This window comes from Streptomyces sp. NPDC058697, assembly GCF_042715345.1.
Lineage (GTDB): Bacteria > Actinomycetota > Actinomycetes > Streptomycetales > Streptomycetaceae > Streptomyces > Streptomyces liliifuscus.
The window spans coordinates 15018-32293 of record NZ_JBHXSU010000049.1 but is presented as its reverse complement, the minus strand read 5'-3'; the positions used below and the strand labels follow the sequence as shown (position 1 = coordinate 32293).

At 72.3% G+C, this 17276-nt stretch carries 11 protein-coding genes; 6 read left to right on the top strand and 5 right to left on the bottom strand.

Annotation, left to right across the window (positions count from 1 at the left end):
• The first annotated feature begins 379 nt into the window (after window positions 1-379).
• From ACFWXQ_RS46825 to ACFWXQ_RS46800, 6 genes are all read left to right on the top strand, one after another.
• Window positions 380-3754: an AAA family ATPase gene (locus ACFWXQ_RS46825; protein ID WP_383946640.1), complete on the top strand. Its 3375-nt coding sequence runs from the start codon at window positions 380-382 to the stop codon at window positions 3752-3754.
• Window positions 3755-4133: 379 nt separating this feature from the next.
• On the top strand, window positions 4134-5972 hold the full coding sequence (locus ACFWXQ_RS46820) for an ABC transporter substrate-binding protein (RefSeq protein ID WP_383946606.1): 1839 nt from the start codon (window positions 4134-4136) through the stop codon (window positions 5970-5972).
• A gap of 58 nt (window positions 5973-6030) precedes the next feature.
• A complete protein-coding gene (locus ACFWXQ_RS46815) occupies window positions 6031-7098 on the top strand; it encodes an ABC transporter permease (RefSeq protein WP_383946603.1) in 1068 nt (355 codons plus the stop codon).
• A 23-nt stretch (window positions 7099-7121) separates the two neighbouring features.
• Entirely contained in the window at window positions 7122-8069 is a 948-nt protein-coding gene (locus ACFWXQ_RS46810; protein ID WP_383946637.1) for an ABC transporter permease, read from the top strand.
• Entirely contained in the window at window positions 8066-9067 is a 1002-nt protein-coding gene (locus ACFWXQ_RS46805; protein WP_383946600.1) for an ABC transporter ATP-binding protein, read from the top strand. Before ACFWXQ_RS46810 ends, ACFWXQ_RS46805 begins: the two co-directional genes overlap by 4 nt.
• Complete coding sequence (locus ACFWXQ_RS46800; protein WP_383946597.1) at window positions 9064-10113, top strand: oligopeptide/dipeptide ABC transporter ATP-binding protein; 1050 nt, start codon at window positions 9064-9066, stop codon at window positions 10111-10113. Before ACFWXQ_RS46805 ends, ACFWXQ_RS46800 begins: the two co-directional genes overlap by 4 nt.
• Before the next feature lie 64 nt (window positions 10114-10177).
• Here ACFWXQ_RS46800 and ACFWXQ_RS46795 read toward each other — a convergent pair whose 3' ends face one another.
• The 5 genes from ACFWXQ_RS46795 to ACFWXQ_RS46775 all read right to left on the bottom strand — a co-directional run bounded on the left by ACFWXQ_RS46795 (window position 10178) and on the right by ACFWXQ_RS46775 (window position 17132).
• On the bottom strand, window positions 10178-11134 hold the full coding sequence (locus tag ACFWXQ_RS46795; RefSeq protein ID WP_383946594.1) for a bifunctional riboflavin kinase/FAD synthetase: 957 nt from the start codon (window positions 11132-11134) through the stop codon (window positions 10178-10180).
• A gap of 138 nt (window positions 11135-11272) precedes the next feature.
• Entirely contained in the window at window positions 11273-15073 is a 3801-nt protein-coding gene (locus ACFWXQ_RS46790; RefSeq protein WP_383946591.1) for a serine protease, read from the bottom strand.
• A gap of 337 nt (window positions 15074-15410) precedes the next feature.
• A complete protein-coding gene (gene truB, locus ACFWXQ_RS46785; RefSeq protein ID WP_383946588.1) occupies window positions 15411-16316 on the bottom strand; it encodes a tRNA pseudouridine(55) synthase TruB in 906 nt (301 codons plus the stop codon).
• The gene (rbfA, locus tag ACFWXQ_RS46780) at window positions 16313-16768 is read right to left on the bottom strand and encodes a 30S ribosome-binding factor RbfA (RefSeq protein WP_055616320.1); all 456 of its coding nucleotides are present in this window, start codon (window positions 16766-16768) and stop codon (window positions 16313-16315) included. The genes truB and rbfA overlap by 4 nt, the downstream gene beginning before the upstream one ends.
• Window positions 16769-16835: 67 nt before the next feature.
• The gene (locus ACFWXQ_RS46775; RefSeq protein ID WP_055616319.1) at window positions 16836-17132 is read right to left on the bottom strand and encodes a DUF503 domain-containing protein; all 297 of its coding nucleotides are present in this window, start codon (window positions 17130-17132) and stop codon (window positions 16836-16838) included.
• Between the last annotated feature and the right edge of the window lie 144 nt (window positions 17133-17276).

Genomic DNA, 17276 nt, shown 5'->3' with positions numbered 1-17276 from the left:
CGTGAAGCGGGAGGTCTCGGAGCGGGCTGCGGCCTCGGGCGGGGTCGCGGCTTCGGACGAGGTAGCCGACGACGACGCCCAGAGTTCCGAAGGGAATTCCGGCGAGATCTCCGGCGATGCCTCCGACACGGGTGTCGACGCGAGTGTCGACGCGGAGGTCGTCGAGGTGGCGTTCGGGCGCGAGTCCGATGACGACGACGGTGTGGACGGCGTCGACGACGCTGACGACGTGGATGGCGATGGCGTTGACGAGGGAGCCGTGGTGGCGGCCTCCGAAAGCGTGACCGACGCGTCGGACGAGGTCGAAGCGACTGACGCGACCGCCGCGACCGCCGCGACCGCCGAAGACAAGGACGCCGTCGCGGACGATTCCGCGGGGGTGGTCGAGTTGCATCCGGTTGACGTCGACGCCGAGGACTCCGCTGACGTCAGCGATGCCGTGCCTGCGGCGGACGACGAGCCCCAGGACGCGGAGCCGAGGGATGCGGCTCCGGAGACCGCCGCCGACTCGGACTCGAACTCGGGCTCCGAGCCGGAGGATGCTCCGCCCGCGAGCCAGGCAGAGCCTCAGGACGCCGAGCCGCAGGACGCCGGCCCTCAGGATGCGGAGCCGCAGGACGTAGTGCCCGAGCCCGCCGTTGACGTGGCCGACGCCGTGCAGGACACGCCTCCCGCGTGGGCTCCGCCGCCGGTGCCGCAGGGCGGCCTTCCGCCGTTGCCGCCCTCGTACCAGCCTGCCGCGCCCGCTTCGGCCGCTCAGTGGCCCGCGTCCGCGGAGGATGAGGGCGGGCCGTCTGCGGTGCAGACTCCGGCTCAGCCGTCCGTACCGCCGCAAGGGCAGCAGCCCTTCCAGCCGCAGGCTCCGCAGCCTTCGCCGCCGGCCTGGCCCGCCGCACCTGGTACGCCTGCCACGGCCGAAGCTCCTGCCGCAACCGCGTCGCCCGTGCCGCCCGCGCTGCCTGCCGTTGACGTGCCGGCTCCGGCCGCTCCCGGGCAGCCGGGCGGTTACGGATTCCCGCAGTTCAGCGCTCCGGGTACGGCTCCCGGTCCGCAGGACAGCACTCCCCGTACGACTCCGGAGCCCCAGGACAGCGTCCCTGGTACGGCCCCTGCGGCGCAGGCCTCTCCCGGCTTCCCGCAGCCCGGACCCACGACCGCGCCTCCGGCTCAGGCCCCTGCGCCTGCGCCCTCACCTGCTCAGCAGAACCCGGCCCCGGCACCCCAAGGCGGCTACGGCTTCCCGCAGTCCGGCCCCGTCGCCGCCCAGCCCACTCTCCCGGCGCCTCAGGCACCCCAGGCCCCGGATGGCTACGGTCTCCAGCAGCCGGGCCTTCCCACGCCGCCCCAGCAGCCCGCTCAGGTTCAGCCCGCTGCGGCCCAGCCCGCTCCGGTGGCGCCGAACGCCCCGGCGCAGGCTCCCGGTTACGGGTTCCCGCAGCAGGGGTCCCCCACCCCGAGCACGCCCAACGCGCCCGGCCCGCAGCCCGGTTACGGGTTCCCACAGCCCGGCGCTCCCGCTCAGAGCGGGCCCGGCGCGCCCGCGCAGCCGCCCGCGGGTTACGGGTTCCCCGCGCAGGGGACCCCTGCCGCGAACCCGCCCAACGCGCCGGGCCCGCAGCCCGGTTACGGGTTCCCACAGCCCGGCGCCGCGCCCGCCGCGAACCCCCCGGCGCCGCACGTGCCCAACCAGCCGACCGGAGCCGACGCCGGAGCCGGATCGGGCTACGGATTCCCGTCGCCCGGGACGCCCAACCCGCCCGTTCAGCCGGGAGGTTACGGATTCCCGCAGCCGCCCGCCGACCAAGCCCAGGCCCAGGCCCAGGCCCAGGCTCCTGCACCGCAAGCCCCGGCGCCCCAAGCTCCGGCCCCGCAACAGGCACCCGCGCCTCACCAGCCCGTCGCCCAGCCGCCCGCCGCGCAGCCGCTCCCCCAGCAGGGGCAGCCCCACCAGCAGCAGCCCGTACCGCAGCAGCCGAACGCCGGTGCCGGCCAGCCCGGCGTACCCCAGCCGGGGGCCCATCAGCCGCAGGCTCACCAGGCCCAGCCCCAGGGCCAGGCCCCGCAGCCGCAGCACCAGCCCGGTCAGCAGGCCCCCGTCGACCCCCGTACCGGCACCGCCTGGCCGCAGCCCGTGCAGCACGATCAGCGGCAGCCGACCAATCCGGGGGCGCCGCTCGGCTACACGGCGGCCGTGGAGCTGTCGTCGGACCGGCTGCTCAACAACAAGAAGCAGAAGGCGAAGAGCGGTCGGCCCGCCGCCGGTTCCTCCCGGTTCAAGATCGGTGGGAAGAAGGAAGAGGCCGAGCGGCAGCGGAAGCTCGAACTGATCCGTACGCCGGTGCTGTCGTGCTACCGGATCGCCGTCATCAGCCTCAAGGGCGGTGTCGGCAAGACGACCACGACCACCGCGCTCGGCGCCACGCTCGCCACGGAGCGGCAGGACAAGATCCTCGCCATCGACGCCAACCCGGACGCCGGTACGCTCGGCCGCCGTGTGCGCCGGGAGACCGGGGCCACGATCCGCGACCTCGTCCAGGCGATCCCGTACCTCAACTCGTACATGGACATCCGGCGGTTCACGTCCCAGGCGCCCTCCGGTCTGGAGATCATCGCCAACGACGTCGACCCGGCCGTCTCCACGACGTTCAACGACGAGGACTACCGGCGCGCGATCGACGTGCTCGGCAAGCAGTACCCGATCATCCTCACGGACTCGGGTACGGGTCTGCTCTACAGCGCGATGCGGGGCGTACTCGACCTCGCCGACCAGCTCATCATCATCTCGACGCCGTCGGTCGACGGTGCCAGCAGCGCCAGTACGACGCTGGACTGGCTGTCGGCGCACGGGTACGCGGATCTGGTGTCGCGGTCCCTGACCGTCATCTCCGGGGTGCGCGAGACCGGCAAGATGATCAAGGTGGACGACATCGTCAGCCACTTCGAGACGCGCTGCCGGGGCGTCATCGTCGTGCCGTTCGACGAGCATCTGGCGGCGGGCGCCGAGGTCAATCTCGACATGATGCGGCCGAAGGTGCGCGAGGCGTACTTCAACCTCTCGGCGCTGGTCGCCGAGGACATCGCGCGCCACCAGCAGTCGCAGGGCCTGTGGACGTCGGACGGCAACCCGCCGCCGGTCGCCGCCCCTCCGATGCCGGGCCAGCCCCTGCCCGGTCAGCCGATGCCGGGTCAGCCGTATCCCGGCCAGATCCCCCAGCAGGGCCAGCCGCCCGCACAGCCGGGTCAGCCCTATCCGCCGCAGCAGCACCAGCAGCCCCATCAGCACCCGGGCCAGCCGTACCCGCCGCAGCCCGGAGCCCAGCCCCAGCACGGGCACGGCACCCCGCCGCAGCCCGGCGGCTACCCGCAGCCGCCTCAGCAGCAGCACGCCCAGCCCGGTCAGCACGCTCAACCCGGTCAGCCGGGCCAGCAGGGTCACCCCGGCGCCGCACCCCAGGGCTGGCAGCCCCAGCCCGCCCCGGTCCAGCCGGGTCAGCAGCCCGGTCAGCCGGGTCACCCCCAGCCGGGCGCCCCCTTCCAGCAGCCCCCGGCCCCGGTCGCCCCCGGCCAGCCCTTCAACCCCAACGCCCCCGCGCCGACAGCGGCACCGGCACCGGCACCGGCACCGGGTCAGCAGTTCCAGCCGGGCCAGCCCTACCAGCCCCCGCAGGCGGACCAGGGTGCGCAGGATCCTCAGGCCCCGGCCCCGCAAGCCCCCCAGGGTCAGACCCCGCCGCCTCCGCCGCCCCACCAGTAACCGGCGTCTCCCGTAACCCATACGGCCGAACTCGCCGCTCCCGTTCCACCCCGAAGGGCCCGCCCCGTGAGCCGCGGCGCGGGCCCTTCGCGTACCCCCGGACACCTCCCGGAGCCGCCCCGCCCATCGCGGCCCAAAACGCCACCACACCAGCCACGTTCCCTGCCGCCACGCTCCGACCAGGGCCCCTTCACCGGTATGGACCAATGGCCGTGAAATCAGCGTCAACTCGTTATTTCCGCAGGCCACACGGGGTTCCCGGGCCGTTGACGGGTGCGACCAGCGCTGATAGACACTCACATCTGCCCGGCCGCGGTCACCGGATCGAGCAGTGCAACAGCCCATCTCCGTGCGAGTGATGACGCGAGGTCAGCGACCCATGGACACACACGACCAGTACGGCGCGAGAGGCACTGTCCTCCGCCTCCTCGCGGCCGCCGGTGCCGCCGCCCTCACCCTCACGGTCGGTCTCGTGACCCCGCTCAATCCGGCGCCCCAGCAGGCCGAGGCGGACGGCAAGAAGGTCCTGACGGTCGCGGTGGCGCAGAGCGTCGACTCGCTGAGCCCGTTTCTCGCGGCTCGCCTGGTCAGTACGAGCATGCACCGGCTCACGTACGAGTACCTGACCAACTACGACCCGAAGGACAACCACGCGATCCCGGGTCTTGCCACCAAGTGGGAGCCCTCCGCGGACAAGCTCACCTGGACCTACACGATCCGCGACAACTCCAAGTGGTCCGACGGCAGGCAGGCCACCGCCGAGGACGCGGCGTGGACGTTCAACACGATGATGACCGACGAGGGCGCGGCCACCGCGAACGGCAGCTTCGTCGCGAACTTCGAGAAGGTCACCGCCCCGAGCCCCACCAAGCTCGTCATCGAGCTGAAGAAGCCGCAGGCGACCATGGCCGCGCTGGACGTGCCGATCGTGCCCAAGCACGTCTGGGAGAAGGTCGACGACTTCTCGAAGTTCAACAACGACAAGTCCTTCCCCGTCGTCGGCAACGGCCCGTTCGTCCTCTCGGGCTACAAGGCCGACAGCTACGTACGGCTGAAGCCCAACAAGTCGTTCTGGCGCGGGGCCCCGAAGTTCGACGAGCTGGTGTTCAAGTACTACAAGGACGGTGACGCGGCGGTCGCGGCCCTGCAGAAGGGCGAGGTGTCGTTCGTCTCCGGGCTCACACCCGCGCAGGCGGCGGCGCTCAAGGGCCAGGCGGACGTCACGGTCAACGACGCGCCGGGGCGCCGCTTCTACGCGCTCGCCACCAACCCGGGCGCGCAGTCGAAGGACGGCGAGAAGTTCGGCGACGGCCACGAGTCGCTGCTCGACCAGCGGGTCCGCCAGGCCCTGTTCATGGCCGTGGACCGCCAGACCGTCATCGACAAGGTCTTCCAGGGCCACGCGGAGGAGGGCGAGGGCTACATCCCGCCGCGCTTCTCCACGTACTACTGGCAGCCGGCCGACGGCCAGAAGATCACGTACGACCCCGGGAAGGCGGCTCGGCTCCTCAAGGAGGCCGGCTACCTGAAGAACGGTGACGGCAAGCTCGTCGGCAAGAACGGCAAGCCGGTCACCTACCGCGTCCTGTGCCACGCGACGGACCCGCAGGACAAGGCGGTCGGGAAGTACCTGCAGGAGTGGTGGGGCAAGCTCGGTATCGGGGTCGAGCTCGACTGCCGGGACAACGTGAGCGATCCCTGGCTGGCGGGTGAGTACGACCTCGCCTTCGACGGCTGGTCCGTCAACCCCGACCCCGACTTCGTCCTCTCCATCCACACCTGCTCCGCGCTCCCGGCGACGCCCAAGGACATCGGCGCGACCGACAACTTCATCTGCGACAAGAAGTTCGACGAGCTGTACGCGCAGCAGCTCGCCGAGTACGACCCCGCCAAACGGGCGGAGATCGTCAAGCGGATGGAGTCGCGGCTGTACGACACCGGGTACATGAACGTCATGGCGTACCCGAACGCGGTCGAGGCCTACCGCACCGACCAGATCGCGTCGATCACGAAGATGCCGGAGGCCGCGGGCAACATCTACGGCCAGGACGGCTACTGGAGCTGGTGGTCGGCGACTCCGGCCGCCGCCAGCGAGTCCTCCGACGACTCCAGCCAGACAGGCGTCATCATCGGCATCGTCGCGGGTGTCGTCGTCCTGGCGGGTCTCGGGGTGTTCTTCGCGATGCGCCACCGCGCCACCGCCGAGGACCGCGAGTAGCGGCCCGGTACCGCGCACAGTCAGCCAGTCGGGAGTGGCCGAGAGTTGAGAACCGTTCATGACCGCTGAAGCGACACCCCCGCTGGTCGGGAAGACCGACGGTCCGGCCTCCGCCGGAGCGCCGGTCCGCGGACCGCGGGCGCGCACCACCGCCGGGTATCCGCGGTACGTGGCGGGCAAGCTGGGCGGCGCGGCCGTCTCGCTGCTCGCCGTCCTCGTCACGAGCTTCTTCCTCTTCCGGCTGATCCCCGGCGATCCGGTGAAGTTCATGACCGGCGGGCGTCAGGTCTCGGCCGAGCAACTCGCCGCCTACCGGCGGGAGTTCGGGCTCGATCTGCCCATGTGGGAGCAGTTCACGGACTACTGCGGCAAGGCGCTGACCGGCGATCTCGGTACGTCGTACCAGTTCCGGGCGCCCGTCATCGACAAGATCACCGAGGCCCTGCCGAACACACTGCTGCTCACCGGCACGTCGTTCGTGCTCTACACGGTGCTCGGCATCTTCCTCGGCACGCGGGCGGCCTGGCGCAACGGCCGGCTCGGCGACCGGATCAACACCGGTCTGGCGCTGACCCTCTACTCCATCCCGTCGTTCTGGCTGGGGCTGCTGCTCATCATCGTCTTCGCGGTGGGCATCGGGCCGGTCCCCGGTCTCTTCCCGACGGGCGGCATGGAGTCCGGCGACGAACAGGGCTTCGCGTACGTCCTCGACGTCGCCCATCACCTCGTCCTGCCCGTCGTGACGCTGGTCGCGGTCGAGTACGGGCAGACGCTGCTCGTCACGCGCTCGGCGCTGCTCGACGAGATGGGCAGCGACTATCTGACGACCGCCCGGGCCAAGGGCCTGCGCGACGATCTCGTACGCCGTCGTCATGCCGTGCCGAACGCGCTGCTGCCGACGATGACGCTGATCTTCATCAACCTCGGCCGGACCGTCGCGGGCGTGATCCTGGTCGAGACGGTCTTCTCCTGGCCGGGCCTCGGCGGGCTCTTCTACCAGGCGCTGAGCGTGCCCGATCTGCCGCTGGTGCAGGGGCTGTTCTTCGTCTTCGCCGCCGCGGTGATCGTGATGAACACGCTCGCCGACCTGATCTATCCGCTGCTCGACCCCAGGGTGGGCCGATGACGACGACGGACCCGGACGAGCCGATGGCCACCGAGGCGCCGCCCCCGGTGGCTCCCTCCGAAGTCCCCTCGCCTCCGAAGGCGGGTCCCCGCGCGCTCGCGTGGCAGCGCCGCCGTCGCTCCGCCGCCCGCTTCTGGCAGCGGTACCGCGCCCATCGCGCGGGCGTCCTCGGTCTGACCGCCCTCGCGCTCTTCGCGCTGATCGCGCTCACCGCGCCGCTGACCGTCGGCTCCGACGTGCAGAGCGTGACGAACGCGCCGGGACGGCCCATGGAGAGCCCGAGCACCGAATTCCCGCTGGGCACCGACCAGTTCGGGCGCAGTCTGCTCGGGCTCTTGGTGTGGGGATCGCGGGTCTCCCTCCTTGTCGGGCTGCTGGCGGCCGTCCTCTCGGTGGCGATCGGCGCGCTCATCGGCATCACCGCCGGGCACTTCCGGGGCTGGTTCGCGACGGTGATGATGCGGATCACGGACTGGTTCCTGGTCATGCCTACGCTGGTGCTCGCGATCGCGCTCGCGACCGTGATGTCCCGCTCGCTCGGCACGATCATCCTGGCGATCGGCGTCACGACCTGGCCGACGACGGCCCGGCTGGTGCGCGCGCAGACCCTCGCCGTGGAGTCCCGGCCGTACATCGAGCGTGCCAAGGCGCTCGGCGGCGGCCACTGGCACGTCATGTCCCGGCACGTGCTGCCCAACGTCATGCCGCTTGTCCTGGCGCAGACGACCCTGATCATCTCCTCCGCGATCCTCGCCGAGGCGACCCTCGCCTTCCTCGGCCTGGGCGACCCGACGGTCGTCTCGTGGGGCGGTCTGCTCCAGGACGCGCGCGAGGCGGGCGCGGTCAGCGCCGGGAAGTGGTGGTACCTCGTGCCGCCGGGTATCGCCATCGCCGTCGTGGCCCTCGCCTTCACGCTGTGCGGGCGCGCGGTCGAGTCCGTCCTCAACCCCAAGCTGGGGGTGACCCGTTGAGCACCTTGACCGCACAACCCCTGCTGGACGTACGGGACCTGGAGGTGACGTACGCCGGAGGAGCGGCCGCCGTGCGCGGGGTGAACCTCACCGTGGACGCGGGCCAGAAGCTCGGCATCGCGGGCGAGTCGGGCTGCGGCAAGTCCACTCTGGCTCTCGCGCTGCTGCGGCTGCTGCCGGCCGGGACCCGGGTGACCGGGGAGATCCTCCTGGACGGCGAGGACGTACTGACCATGAAGTGGGGGCGGGTCCGGGCGGTCCGCTGGGCCGGTGCCTCGATCGTGTTCCAGGGCGCGATGCACTCCCTCAACGCCGTGCACCGCGTCGGCGACCAGATCGCCGAGCCGATCCTGCTGCACAGGAAGGCGACCCCGGCGGGCGCGCAGAGGAAGGCCGGCGAACTCCTGGAGCACGTGGGGCTTCCGGCGGCGCGGGCGTCCGCGTATCCGCACGAGCTGTCCGGCGGCCAGCGCCAGCGCGTGATGATCGCCATGGCCCTGGCCTGCGATCCCCGCCTGGTCATCGCCGACGAACCGACGACTGCGCTCGACGTGATGATCCAGGCACAGATCCTGCGGCTGATCCAACAGCTCGTCTCCGAGCAGGAGTTGGGGCTCGTCATGATCAGTCACGACCTGGCGGTCCTGTCCGACACCTGCGACCGGCTCGCGGTGATGTACGCCGGGCGGGTGGTGGAGGAGGGTCCGGCCCGGCAGGTGTACGAGGACGCCCAACACCCGTACGGACAGGCGCTGTCGGATGCCTTCCCGCGGATCGGGGACGCCGGTTCGCGGTTCGCGCCGCGCGGGCTGCCGGGTGATCCGCCGGATCCAGCGGCCCTCCCGAGCGGCTGTACGTTCCATCCGCGGTGCGCGGTGGCGCTGGACTCGTGTGCCGCGGAGGACCCGGCGCTGCGGGCGGCGGCGGAGGGCCGGCGGGCGGCTTGTGTGCACGTGGGACCGGTGGCCGTGGCCGACGAAGCGAGGAGCACCCCATGACGACGACCGAGACGGTCCCGCCGCTCCCCCAGGCCCCCTCCGCTCCCCTGCTGAGCGCCGAGGGCCTGCACGTCACGTTCCCCGCCCGGCGCGGCGACACCGCCCGGGCCCGGGCCGTCGACGGCGTGGACCTCGACATCCGGGCCGGTGAGATCGTCGCCCTGGTCGGCGAGTCGGGCTGCGGCAAGACGACCCTGGCGCGCTCGCTGCTCGGTCTCGTCCCGCCGACCGCGGGCCGCGTCACCTTCGCGGGCCGCCCCCTCGACTACTCCTCGCGCGCTCTCAAGGCGTACCGCAAGCGCGTCCAACTGGTCCTCCAGGACCCGAGCGGCTCGCTCAACCCCCGGCACACGGTGTACGACGCGGTGGCGGAGGGCCTGCGCATCCACCGGTACGGGGGCGACGAGCGCGAGGCGGTCTCAACGGCCCTCTCCCGGGCGGGACTTCGCCCCCCTGAGCGCTTCTTCCTGCGCTACCCGCACGAACTCTCCGGCGGCCAGCGCCAGCGTGTCGTCATCGCGGGCGCGCTGGTCCTGAACCCCGAACTCATCGTCGCCGACGAGCCGGTGGCCTCCCTCGACGCGTCGGTACGCGGCGAGATCCTGGCCCTGCTCCTGCGGCTGCGCTCCGAACTCGGCCTGTCCGCCCTGGTGGTGACACACGACCTGGGCCTCGCGTGGAACATCGCGGACCGGGTCGCGGTGATGTACCTGGGCCGGATCGTCGAGACGGGAGCGGTGGAGGACGTCCTGACGGCCCCTCAGCACCCGTACACCCAGGCCCTGTTGTCGGTCCTCCCCGAGGCCCCCGGCGACCCGGTCGTCCTCACCGGCGAGCCCCCCGACCCCTCCCGAATCCCCACCGGCTGCCGCTTCCACGCCCGCTGCCAGATCCTGGCAACGGGCGAGGCGGAGCGCGCAGGCGTCGCGGACGCGTGCAGAGGGGAGGACCTACCGGTGCTGGACGGGGGAGGCGGGGCACAGGTGGCATGCCACTGGGCGAGGGCGTCCTCGGTGGCTAGTGGTCCAGCAGGGGCGCCCCTTTAGGGGCGCGGGGAACTGCGCGACCAGCCACGACGGCGCCGCAGCCGACCACCCACCGGCGGGACGCCTACAGCCCGCCGTCGTACGCCGAAATCAGCTCCCGCGACCGCTTGACATCGTCAGAGATCGCCTCCAGCAACGCCTCGATGGACTCGAACTTCGCCTGCCCCCGCACAAAGGCCAGAAAATCCACGGCCACATGCAGCCCGTACAGATCGAGCCCCACCCGATCGATGGCGTAAGCCTCCACCGTGCGCTCGGTCCCGTCGAACTGCGGATTCGTCCCGACGGAGATCGCCGCGGGCATCGCCTCACCCTGCGCGTGCAGCCACCCGGCGTAGACGCCGTCGGCGGGGATCGCGGTGTGCGGGAGCGTCTCGACGTTCGCCGTGGGGAAGCCCAGCTCACGGCCGCGCTGGGCACCGCGCACGACGATGCCCTCGACGCGGTGCGGGCGCCCGAGGATCTCGCGCGCGCCTTCGACATCGCCCTCGGCGACCAACCGCCGGGTCATCGTGGAGGAGAAGGGCTCGCCGCCGCCGGCGTCACCGGTCACGTAGAGATCCACGACCTCGACCTCGAAGTCGTACGTCTTGCCCTGCTCGGCGAGGAAGGCGACGTTGCCGGCGGCCTTGTGGCCGAAGCGGAAGTTGGGGCCCTCGACGACGGCCTTGGCGTGCAGCTTGTCGACCAGGACCTTCACCACGAAGTCGGCGGGTGACAGCTTCGAGAACTCGGTGGTGAAGGGCAGGATGAGCAGCGCGTCGACGCCCAGCTCGGCCATCAGCTCGGCACGGCGGTGGTGCGGGGCGAGCAGGGGCGGGTGGCTGCCGGGGCGCACGACCTCGCTGGGGTGCGGGTCGAAGGTGACGACCACTGACGGGACGCCCAGCTCACGCGCCCGTTCCACGGCATGCGTGATGATCAGCTGGTGCCCGCGGTGGACCCCGTCGTACGAGCCGATGGTGACGACGCTGCGCCCCCAGTCCTGGGGGATGTCCTCCAAGCCACGCCAGCGCTGCACTGTGACCGCTCCTCGTCGAACCTGTGTCCGTGTCTGCCTCATTACGCAGCTCTAAGAGTGCCATGCCGGGTCCGCTCGGCCCGCATCGGCATGGGGCGCTGTGACAGGGGGCACGTGACGGCCGCGGGGCACCTGCGGTCACACCGGAACCCGTGCCCCCGTCAGGTTCTCGATCATGCGCCGCGTGCTGGGTCCGACCAAGGTGGACCAGTCCTCGGGAGCGTCGGTGAGCCAGCCGGCGACCAGGGCGGCGAAGCCGGGAACACGGCGGCTCTGGTCGAGAAGGGCCCGGTCGAACACGGTGGCGCCGTCCGGGGTGCGGACGAGCAGGAGGCCCGCGCTGTGGACCAGCGCGCGGGTGTGTTCCTCACCGCTGCGGGACACGCTGCCAGCCGCGCCCTCCGCGGCGGCCCGTACGAGCGCGTCGAGCACCACCGGGTCGTCCTCGCGTGTCAGCAGCAGATCCAGGAACTCGCGGCGCAGCGGGTGGGCCATGAGCGTGCCGGGTGCCGCGAACACCTTGGCGAGCGCGGCCCGCAGCTGCGGCCTGCCCCCGTCGAGCAGCCCGGTGACCAGGGGATACAGCACGGAACGGGCGGCGGGGCCGTGCTCAAGGCGCCGGTCCACGTACGCCGCCACATGCGCGGCCGCCTCCGGACGCCGCTCCACGACATCCCGTACGAGCACGGCGACGCGGCGGGCCAGCGCGGGGGTGGTGACCTCGGCGAGCGTGCGCAGCGCCTCGCCCGTGTCCGGCTCGCGCAGCCGGTCTCCGAAGGCGGCGAGGACCGGTTCCGGATGCGTCGCCAGCGCCGCCACCAGCGCGCTCGCGGGCAGGCGCGGGTCGCCCGCCCTGAAGCGCGCGAGGGCTCCCGGCAGATGGCGGGCCCGGGTGTGCGGATCGCGGACGAGGAGCGCAAGCGCGGCCCCGTGCAGGGTGCAGTCGCCGGGGCGGGCGAGCACGAAGAGCGCGGCATAGCGCAGCAGCTCGCGGTCGGCCTCGGTACGTACGTGCGGCGCGGCCCGCAGTCCGTGGGTCATCGCCGCCGCCCGGCGGGCCGGCCGCTCGTCGTGCGTCCAGCGGTCGACCGCCCGGCACACCGCTGACGGTTCCTCCTCCGCGAGGACGGCCAGGAGCTCGTCGGCACGTGGGTGCGCACTCTCGGCCAGGGCCTCCGTGAGGTCGTCCAGGGCGCGGCGCCGATGAGTGTGGAGAAGGGCCTGGGCCGCGGTCGCGACGGTGGCGTCGGGGGTCGCGGGCAGCGGGCGCTCGTCGTCGAACCAGTGGGTCAGGTGGGGCTGAGCGCTGGCCGGGTCGGCGGCCAGCAGCCCGGACACGGCATCCAGGTAACGGAGTTCGGTGGCCGGCGGTGCCTCGTCCGCGACGACGAGCCGCCTCAGCAGATCGAAGCGGTGCGCCTCCGGCAGCGGCAGCCGGGTCCAGAAGACGGGCCCGAACTCCCCCGGCATGGCCCGCCCTTCGGCCCGCCACGTCACCACCCGCTCGGCGAGGTGCCGCAGCACTCCGACGTACGGGGTCGCGTCGGGGACCCGGAGCAGTACGCCACTGAGGAGGCGGGTCGCCCACCAGGCCCCGGCATCCGTCGGCTCCAGCTCGTCGACCGCGCGAAGCAGCTCACGCAGCCGGAGGGTGAGGTCGGCGTCCCCCTGTTGACGCGGCAGGAGGAGCAGCGCCTGGAGGACGGGGCCGATGCGGTGAGGGGGGACGGGGGGCGACTCGGGCTCGTACTGGAACTCGGGCTCGTACCGATGCTCGGCGCTGCGGTGGTGCACCAGCGCCCGGAGTGCCGCGTCGAGGTCGAGGTGCGTGCCCTGGATCCAGTCGGCCAGCTCCTCGTGGGCGAAGCGGTAGCCGTCTCCGGCGGGCACGAGGAGGCCCTCTGTCAGGACCGCGGAGGCCCATCCGGTACAGCCGCCGAGCCGCCGGTCGGGCACCGGCCCCCACGGGAACACGGACTCGAACCCCGCCCGGTCCAACTCCCCCTGCCCCGGCCCCAGACAGCGCCGCGCGGCCGCGTGCACCTGCCCGGAGACCCTGGCCGCGAGCCGCCGTACGGCCGTGCCGCGCAGGCCGTTCGCCGCCGCGAGCCGTACGGCCACCCGCAGGCACATCAGATCGAGGTACGCGGCGAAGACCTCGTCCCGCCCGACAGGCTCGACCGACTCGTCCCGCCCCACCGGACCCACCGGCTCCGCCGGCCCGACCAGCTCGTCCCGCTCTTCCCGCTCTTCCGAGGCGGAAGGCAGCGACATCGCGGCCCGTACCTCCGACAGCAGTCGCAGCATCAGCGGATGGCGGGCGTCGGGGCCGTCCAGGGCTCCCTCCGGCACGCCGTAGCGCGCCCTGGCCCGCCGTGCCTCGCCCTCGTCCAGATCCCCGAGCCGTACACAGGCGGGCAGCTCGCCGGGCGCCTCGGCTCCGCCCAGCTCGGACCCGTACAGCAGCTCGCGCGGAAACTCCGCGCCCGCCCGCTCCCAGTACTCGGCCCGGCACGCCACGACAAGACGTGCCCCGTGCGCCCGCAGCCACTCGGCGGTGCCCTCGGTCCACTCGGACAGCCGGTGCGCGAGAGCGGGCGGCATCTCCTCGGGGCTGTCGAGGAGGAGCAGGAGGGGGCGTCCGGCATCCCGGGCGAGACGGGCCAGACGCTCGGGCCCGATGTCACCGAGTTCACCGCCCGAGGGCCCGGGCTCCGACGAAAGAGCCCATGCGCCGACTCCCCCGACCTCCGCCGCACTACCGGGGGCCGAGACCGAAGCGTAAGCCGAAGCCGCCACGATCCGCCCCGCCCGCTCCAGCGCCCTCCTCGCCGCGTCGGCCACCGAGGAGTCGGTGTCCAGCAGGTCGGCGCCGCGCAGCCACAGCGTCGGGGCCGGTTCCGCGCCCCGGTCGCGCCGGGCGGCGAGGGCCGCCAGTTCCGTCGTACGGCCGCTTCCCGGAGCCCCGACGAGCCCCAGAACGGCGTACGGACCTTCGCCGAAAGCCCTGAACTCCCGTGCCGCATCGGCCCGTTCGACGGGGTCGACCCCACCGGAGCCCGGCGGGGCCTCGACGGTGGCTGCCAGTTCCAGCACACCCGCCAGATTGAGGTCGTCCCCGTACGCGGGGACCGTCGCCGCGTTGCGAGCCAGTAGTTCGGCGAGCGCACCGCCGGAGCCGGAGCCAAAGGCCGCCAGCGGCACGGCGAAGCCCCCCACCCGTCGACCGGAGTGAAGTGCCGTTCCCAGAACGGCGACGACCGCACCGGTGGCCGCGTCGACCACCGGCCCCCCGGCCGCCCCGCCCCCGAGCCGCAGCGCATCGCTTCCCGCCGTGCCGATCGCCAACTCCAGGGCGTCGTCGAGGAGATGGAAGCGGTCGGTCGCCGTGTACGTCACGGCGGACGTGCCCAGCACCCGGGCCTCGCGCCAGCCTCCCGCGGCGATACGGACGTACGTGCCGCTCTCCACGGAGTCCCGGACGGTGATCGGGAGGGGATCGAGGCCAAGCCCGTCCGAGCCAAGCCCGTCCGAACCGAGACCATCCGAACCGAGACCGTCCCTGTGGAGGCCTCTCGTGTGGATCAGGGCGAGGTCCAGGGACGGAAAGGGCGTGACCGAGTCGGCCGTCACCAGGCAGGTGCGGTCACCAGGGGCGTGCAGGACGAGACGGGCGAGCCCGTCGACCGCCTCGTGGCTGGTGATCACCGTGCCCTGGTGGTCGGCGACGAACCCGGTGCCGCGCGGCCGCCCGGCGAGATCACTGATCCGCACCAAGGCCCGGTCCGCGGCTTCGACCACCGCTTCGACCACCGCGTCGGCCGGGTGCGCTGCTTCGGCGGCGTATCCCGCGTCGGCCGATCGCGTCGCCTCGGGTGCGTGCCGGGCAGCGACCGGCAACTGATGACGGCCCCCGGTCCGCGGGCCCCGTCCCGCCATGCTCGAACCTCCCCGCCGCGCGCGTCGCACCGTGCCACCGACGCCTCGTCTCCGACGGTAGGCGCGAGGTGATCGGGTGCGACAGATCGCAAGCCGAACGAGCCCCCTTCCGCTCCCCCGGTTCACTCCGAGCGCCTGCCCGGACGGGTGAATAGACGAGGTCGGATGGATACACCCTTGGGTGGGGGAACCGAGGGGGACAGTGGAGCGGCGCACACAGGAATCCCCGTGAACGCCGCTCCACGACGAATCGGGCCGAGCGGACCGACGCGGCCGACCCGGCTGACCCGGCTGACCCGGCTGACCGCAGAAGGCAACCGGGGCCGACCACTCCAGGTCAGCCGAACACGGCCAGGCTCTTCGCCTTGCCCTTCTGCTCCTCCACCAGTGCCAGGAACCGCCCCTCGGGATCGAACACCCCGACGGCCCCGGCCCCTGCGTACTCCTCGGGCATCTCCAGCCGCACACCGTTCGTCAGCAGCTGCCCGCGCTTGGCGTCCACGTTCCAGCGGGGGAACGCGGCCGCGGCGGCCTCCGCCATCGGCATCACGGTCAGCTCCTCCTGGAGCTGGTCGAGGGTCCGGGCGGAGTCGAGCTTGTACGGGCCGACGCGGGTGCGCCGCAGCGCCGTCAGATGGCCGCCGACGCCCAGGTCGGCCCCCAGGTCACGGGCGAGGGCGCGGATGTACGTACCGGACGAGCACACGACCGAGACGACCAGGTCCAGGACGGGCGTACCGTCCTCGGCGACCGCGTCCCGGATGTCGTACACGGCGAACGACGAGATCCGTACCGGACGGGCCGGGATCTCGAAGTCCTCGCCGTCGCGTGCCCGCTTGTACGAGCGCACTCCGTCGATCTTGATGGCGCTGACCTTGGACGGCACCTGCATGATGTCGCCGCTGAGCTTGGCGATACCGGCGTCGACGGCGTCCCGGACCACCTTGGAGGCGTCCGTGGACGAGGTGATGTCACCCTCGGCGTCGTCGGTCAGGGTGTTCTGCCCGAGCCGGATGGTGCCGAGGTACTCCTTCTCGGTCAGCGCGAGGTGTCCGAGGAGCTTGGTCGCCTTCTCGACGCCGAGGACGAGCACGCCCGTCGCCATGGGGTCGAGGGTGCCCGCGTGTCCGACGCGGCGGGTCTTCGCGATCCCGCGCATCTTGGCGACCACGTCGTGCGAAGTGAAGCCCGACGGCTTGTCCACGATGACAAGGCCGTCGGGCGTCTTCTGCTTCTGCGTCATTCCGCGGCGTCGCCGTCCGTCTCGTCGTCCTCGCCCGGCTTCTTGTACGGGTCCGCCTCACCGGCGAAGGTGGCGCCGGCCGAGACCTCGCGCACCTTCGCGTCCGAGGCCCGTGCCTTGTCGAGCAGGTCCTCGATGGTCTTGGCGGTGTCCGGCAGAGCGTCCGCCACGAAGGTGAGGGTCGGCGTGAACTTCACGCCGGCGGCCGCACCCACGGCCGAGCGGAGCACGCCCTTGGCGCTCTCCAGGCCCGCGGCGGCCTCCGCACGCTCCTGGTCGTCCCCGTACACCGTGTAGAAGACGGTCGCCTCCCGGAGGTCCCCGGTGACCCGGGTGTCCGTGATGGTCACATGCGAACCGAGCCGCGGGTCCTTGATCCCGCGCTGCAGCTTCTGGGCCACCACCTCTCGGATGAGGTCCGCCAGCTTCTTCGCCCGCGCGTTGTCGGCCACTGGTCCGTCTCCCTCTTTCTTACTGTTCTGTGTACGGCCGATCCTCGTCGCCGCACGCTGCATACGCTCAGTCGTCGTCTTCGCCGTGGAACCGCCGTCTCACCGACAGCAGCTCCACCTCGGGACGGCCGGCGACCAGACGCTCGCAGTGGTCCAGTACGTCGGTCAGGTGCCCCGCGTCCGCCGACACCACCGCGAGGCCGATGCCGGCCCTCCGGTGGAGGTCCAGGTGGTCGACCTCCGCCGCGCTCACCGCGTACTTCCGCTGGAGTTCGGCCACGATGGGGCGGACGACGGAGCGTTTCTCCTTCAGTGACCGTACGTCGCCGAGGAGCAGATCGAAGGACAGAGTCCCCACGTACATATGTGTATCCGGATGTCCCGCCGGTACGGGGTAGATGGCCCGGCCAAGCTCTTGGCGGGACACCAGAACGGTACAACGAACGGCCGGGGCCGCTCGACGGAGTTTTCGCCCCCGCCGCCCCTACCCATTCCCGTCACTTACTCA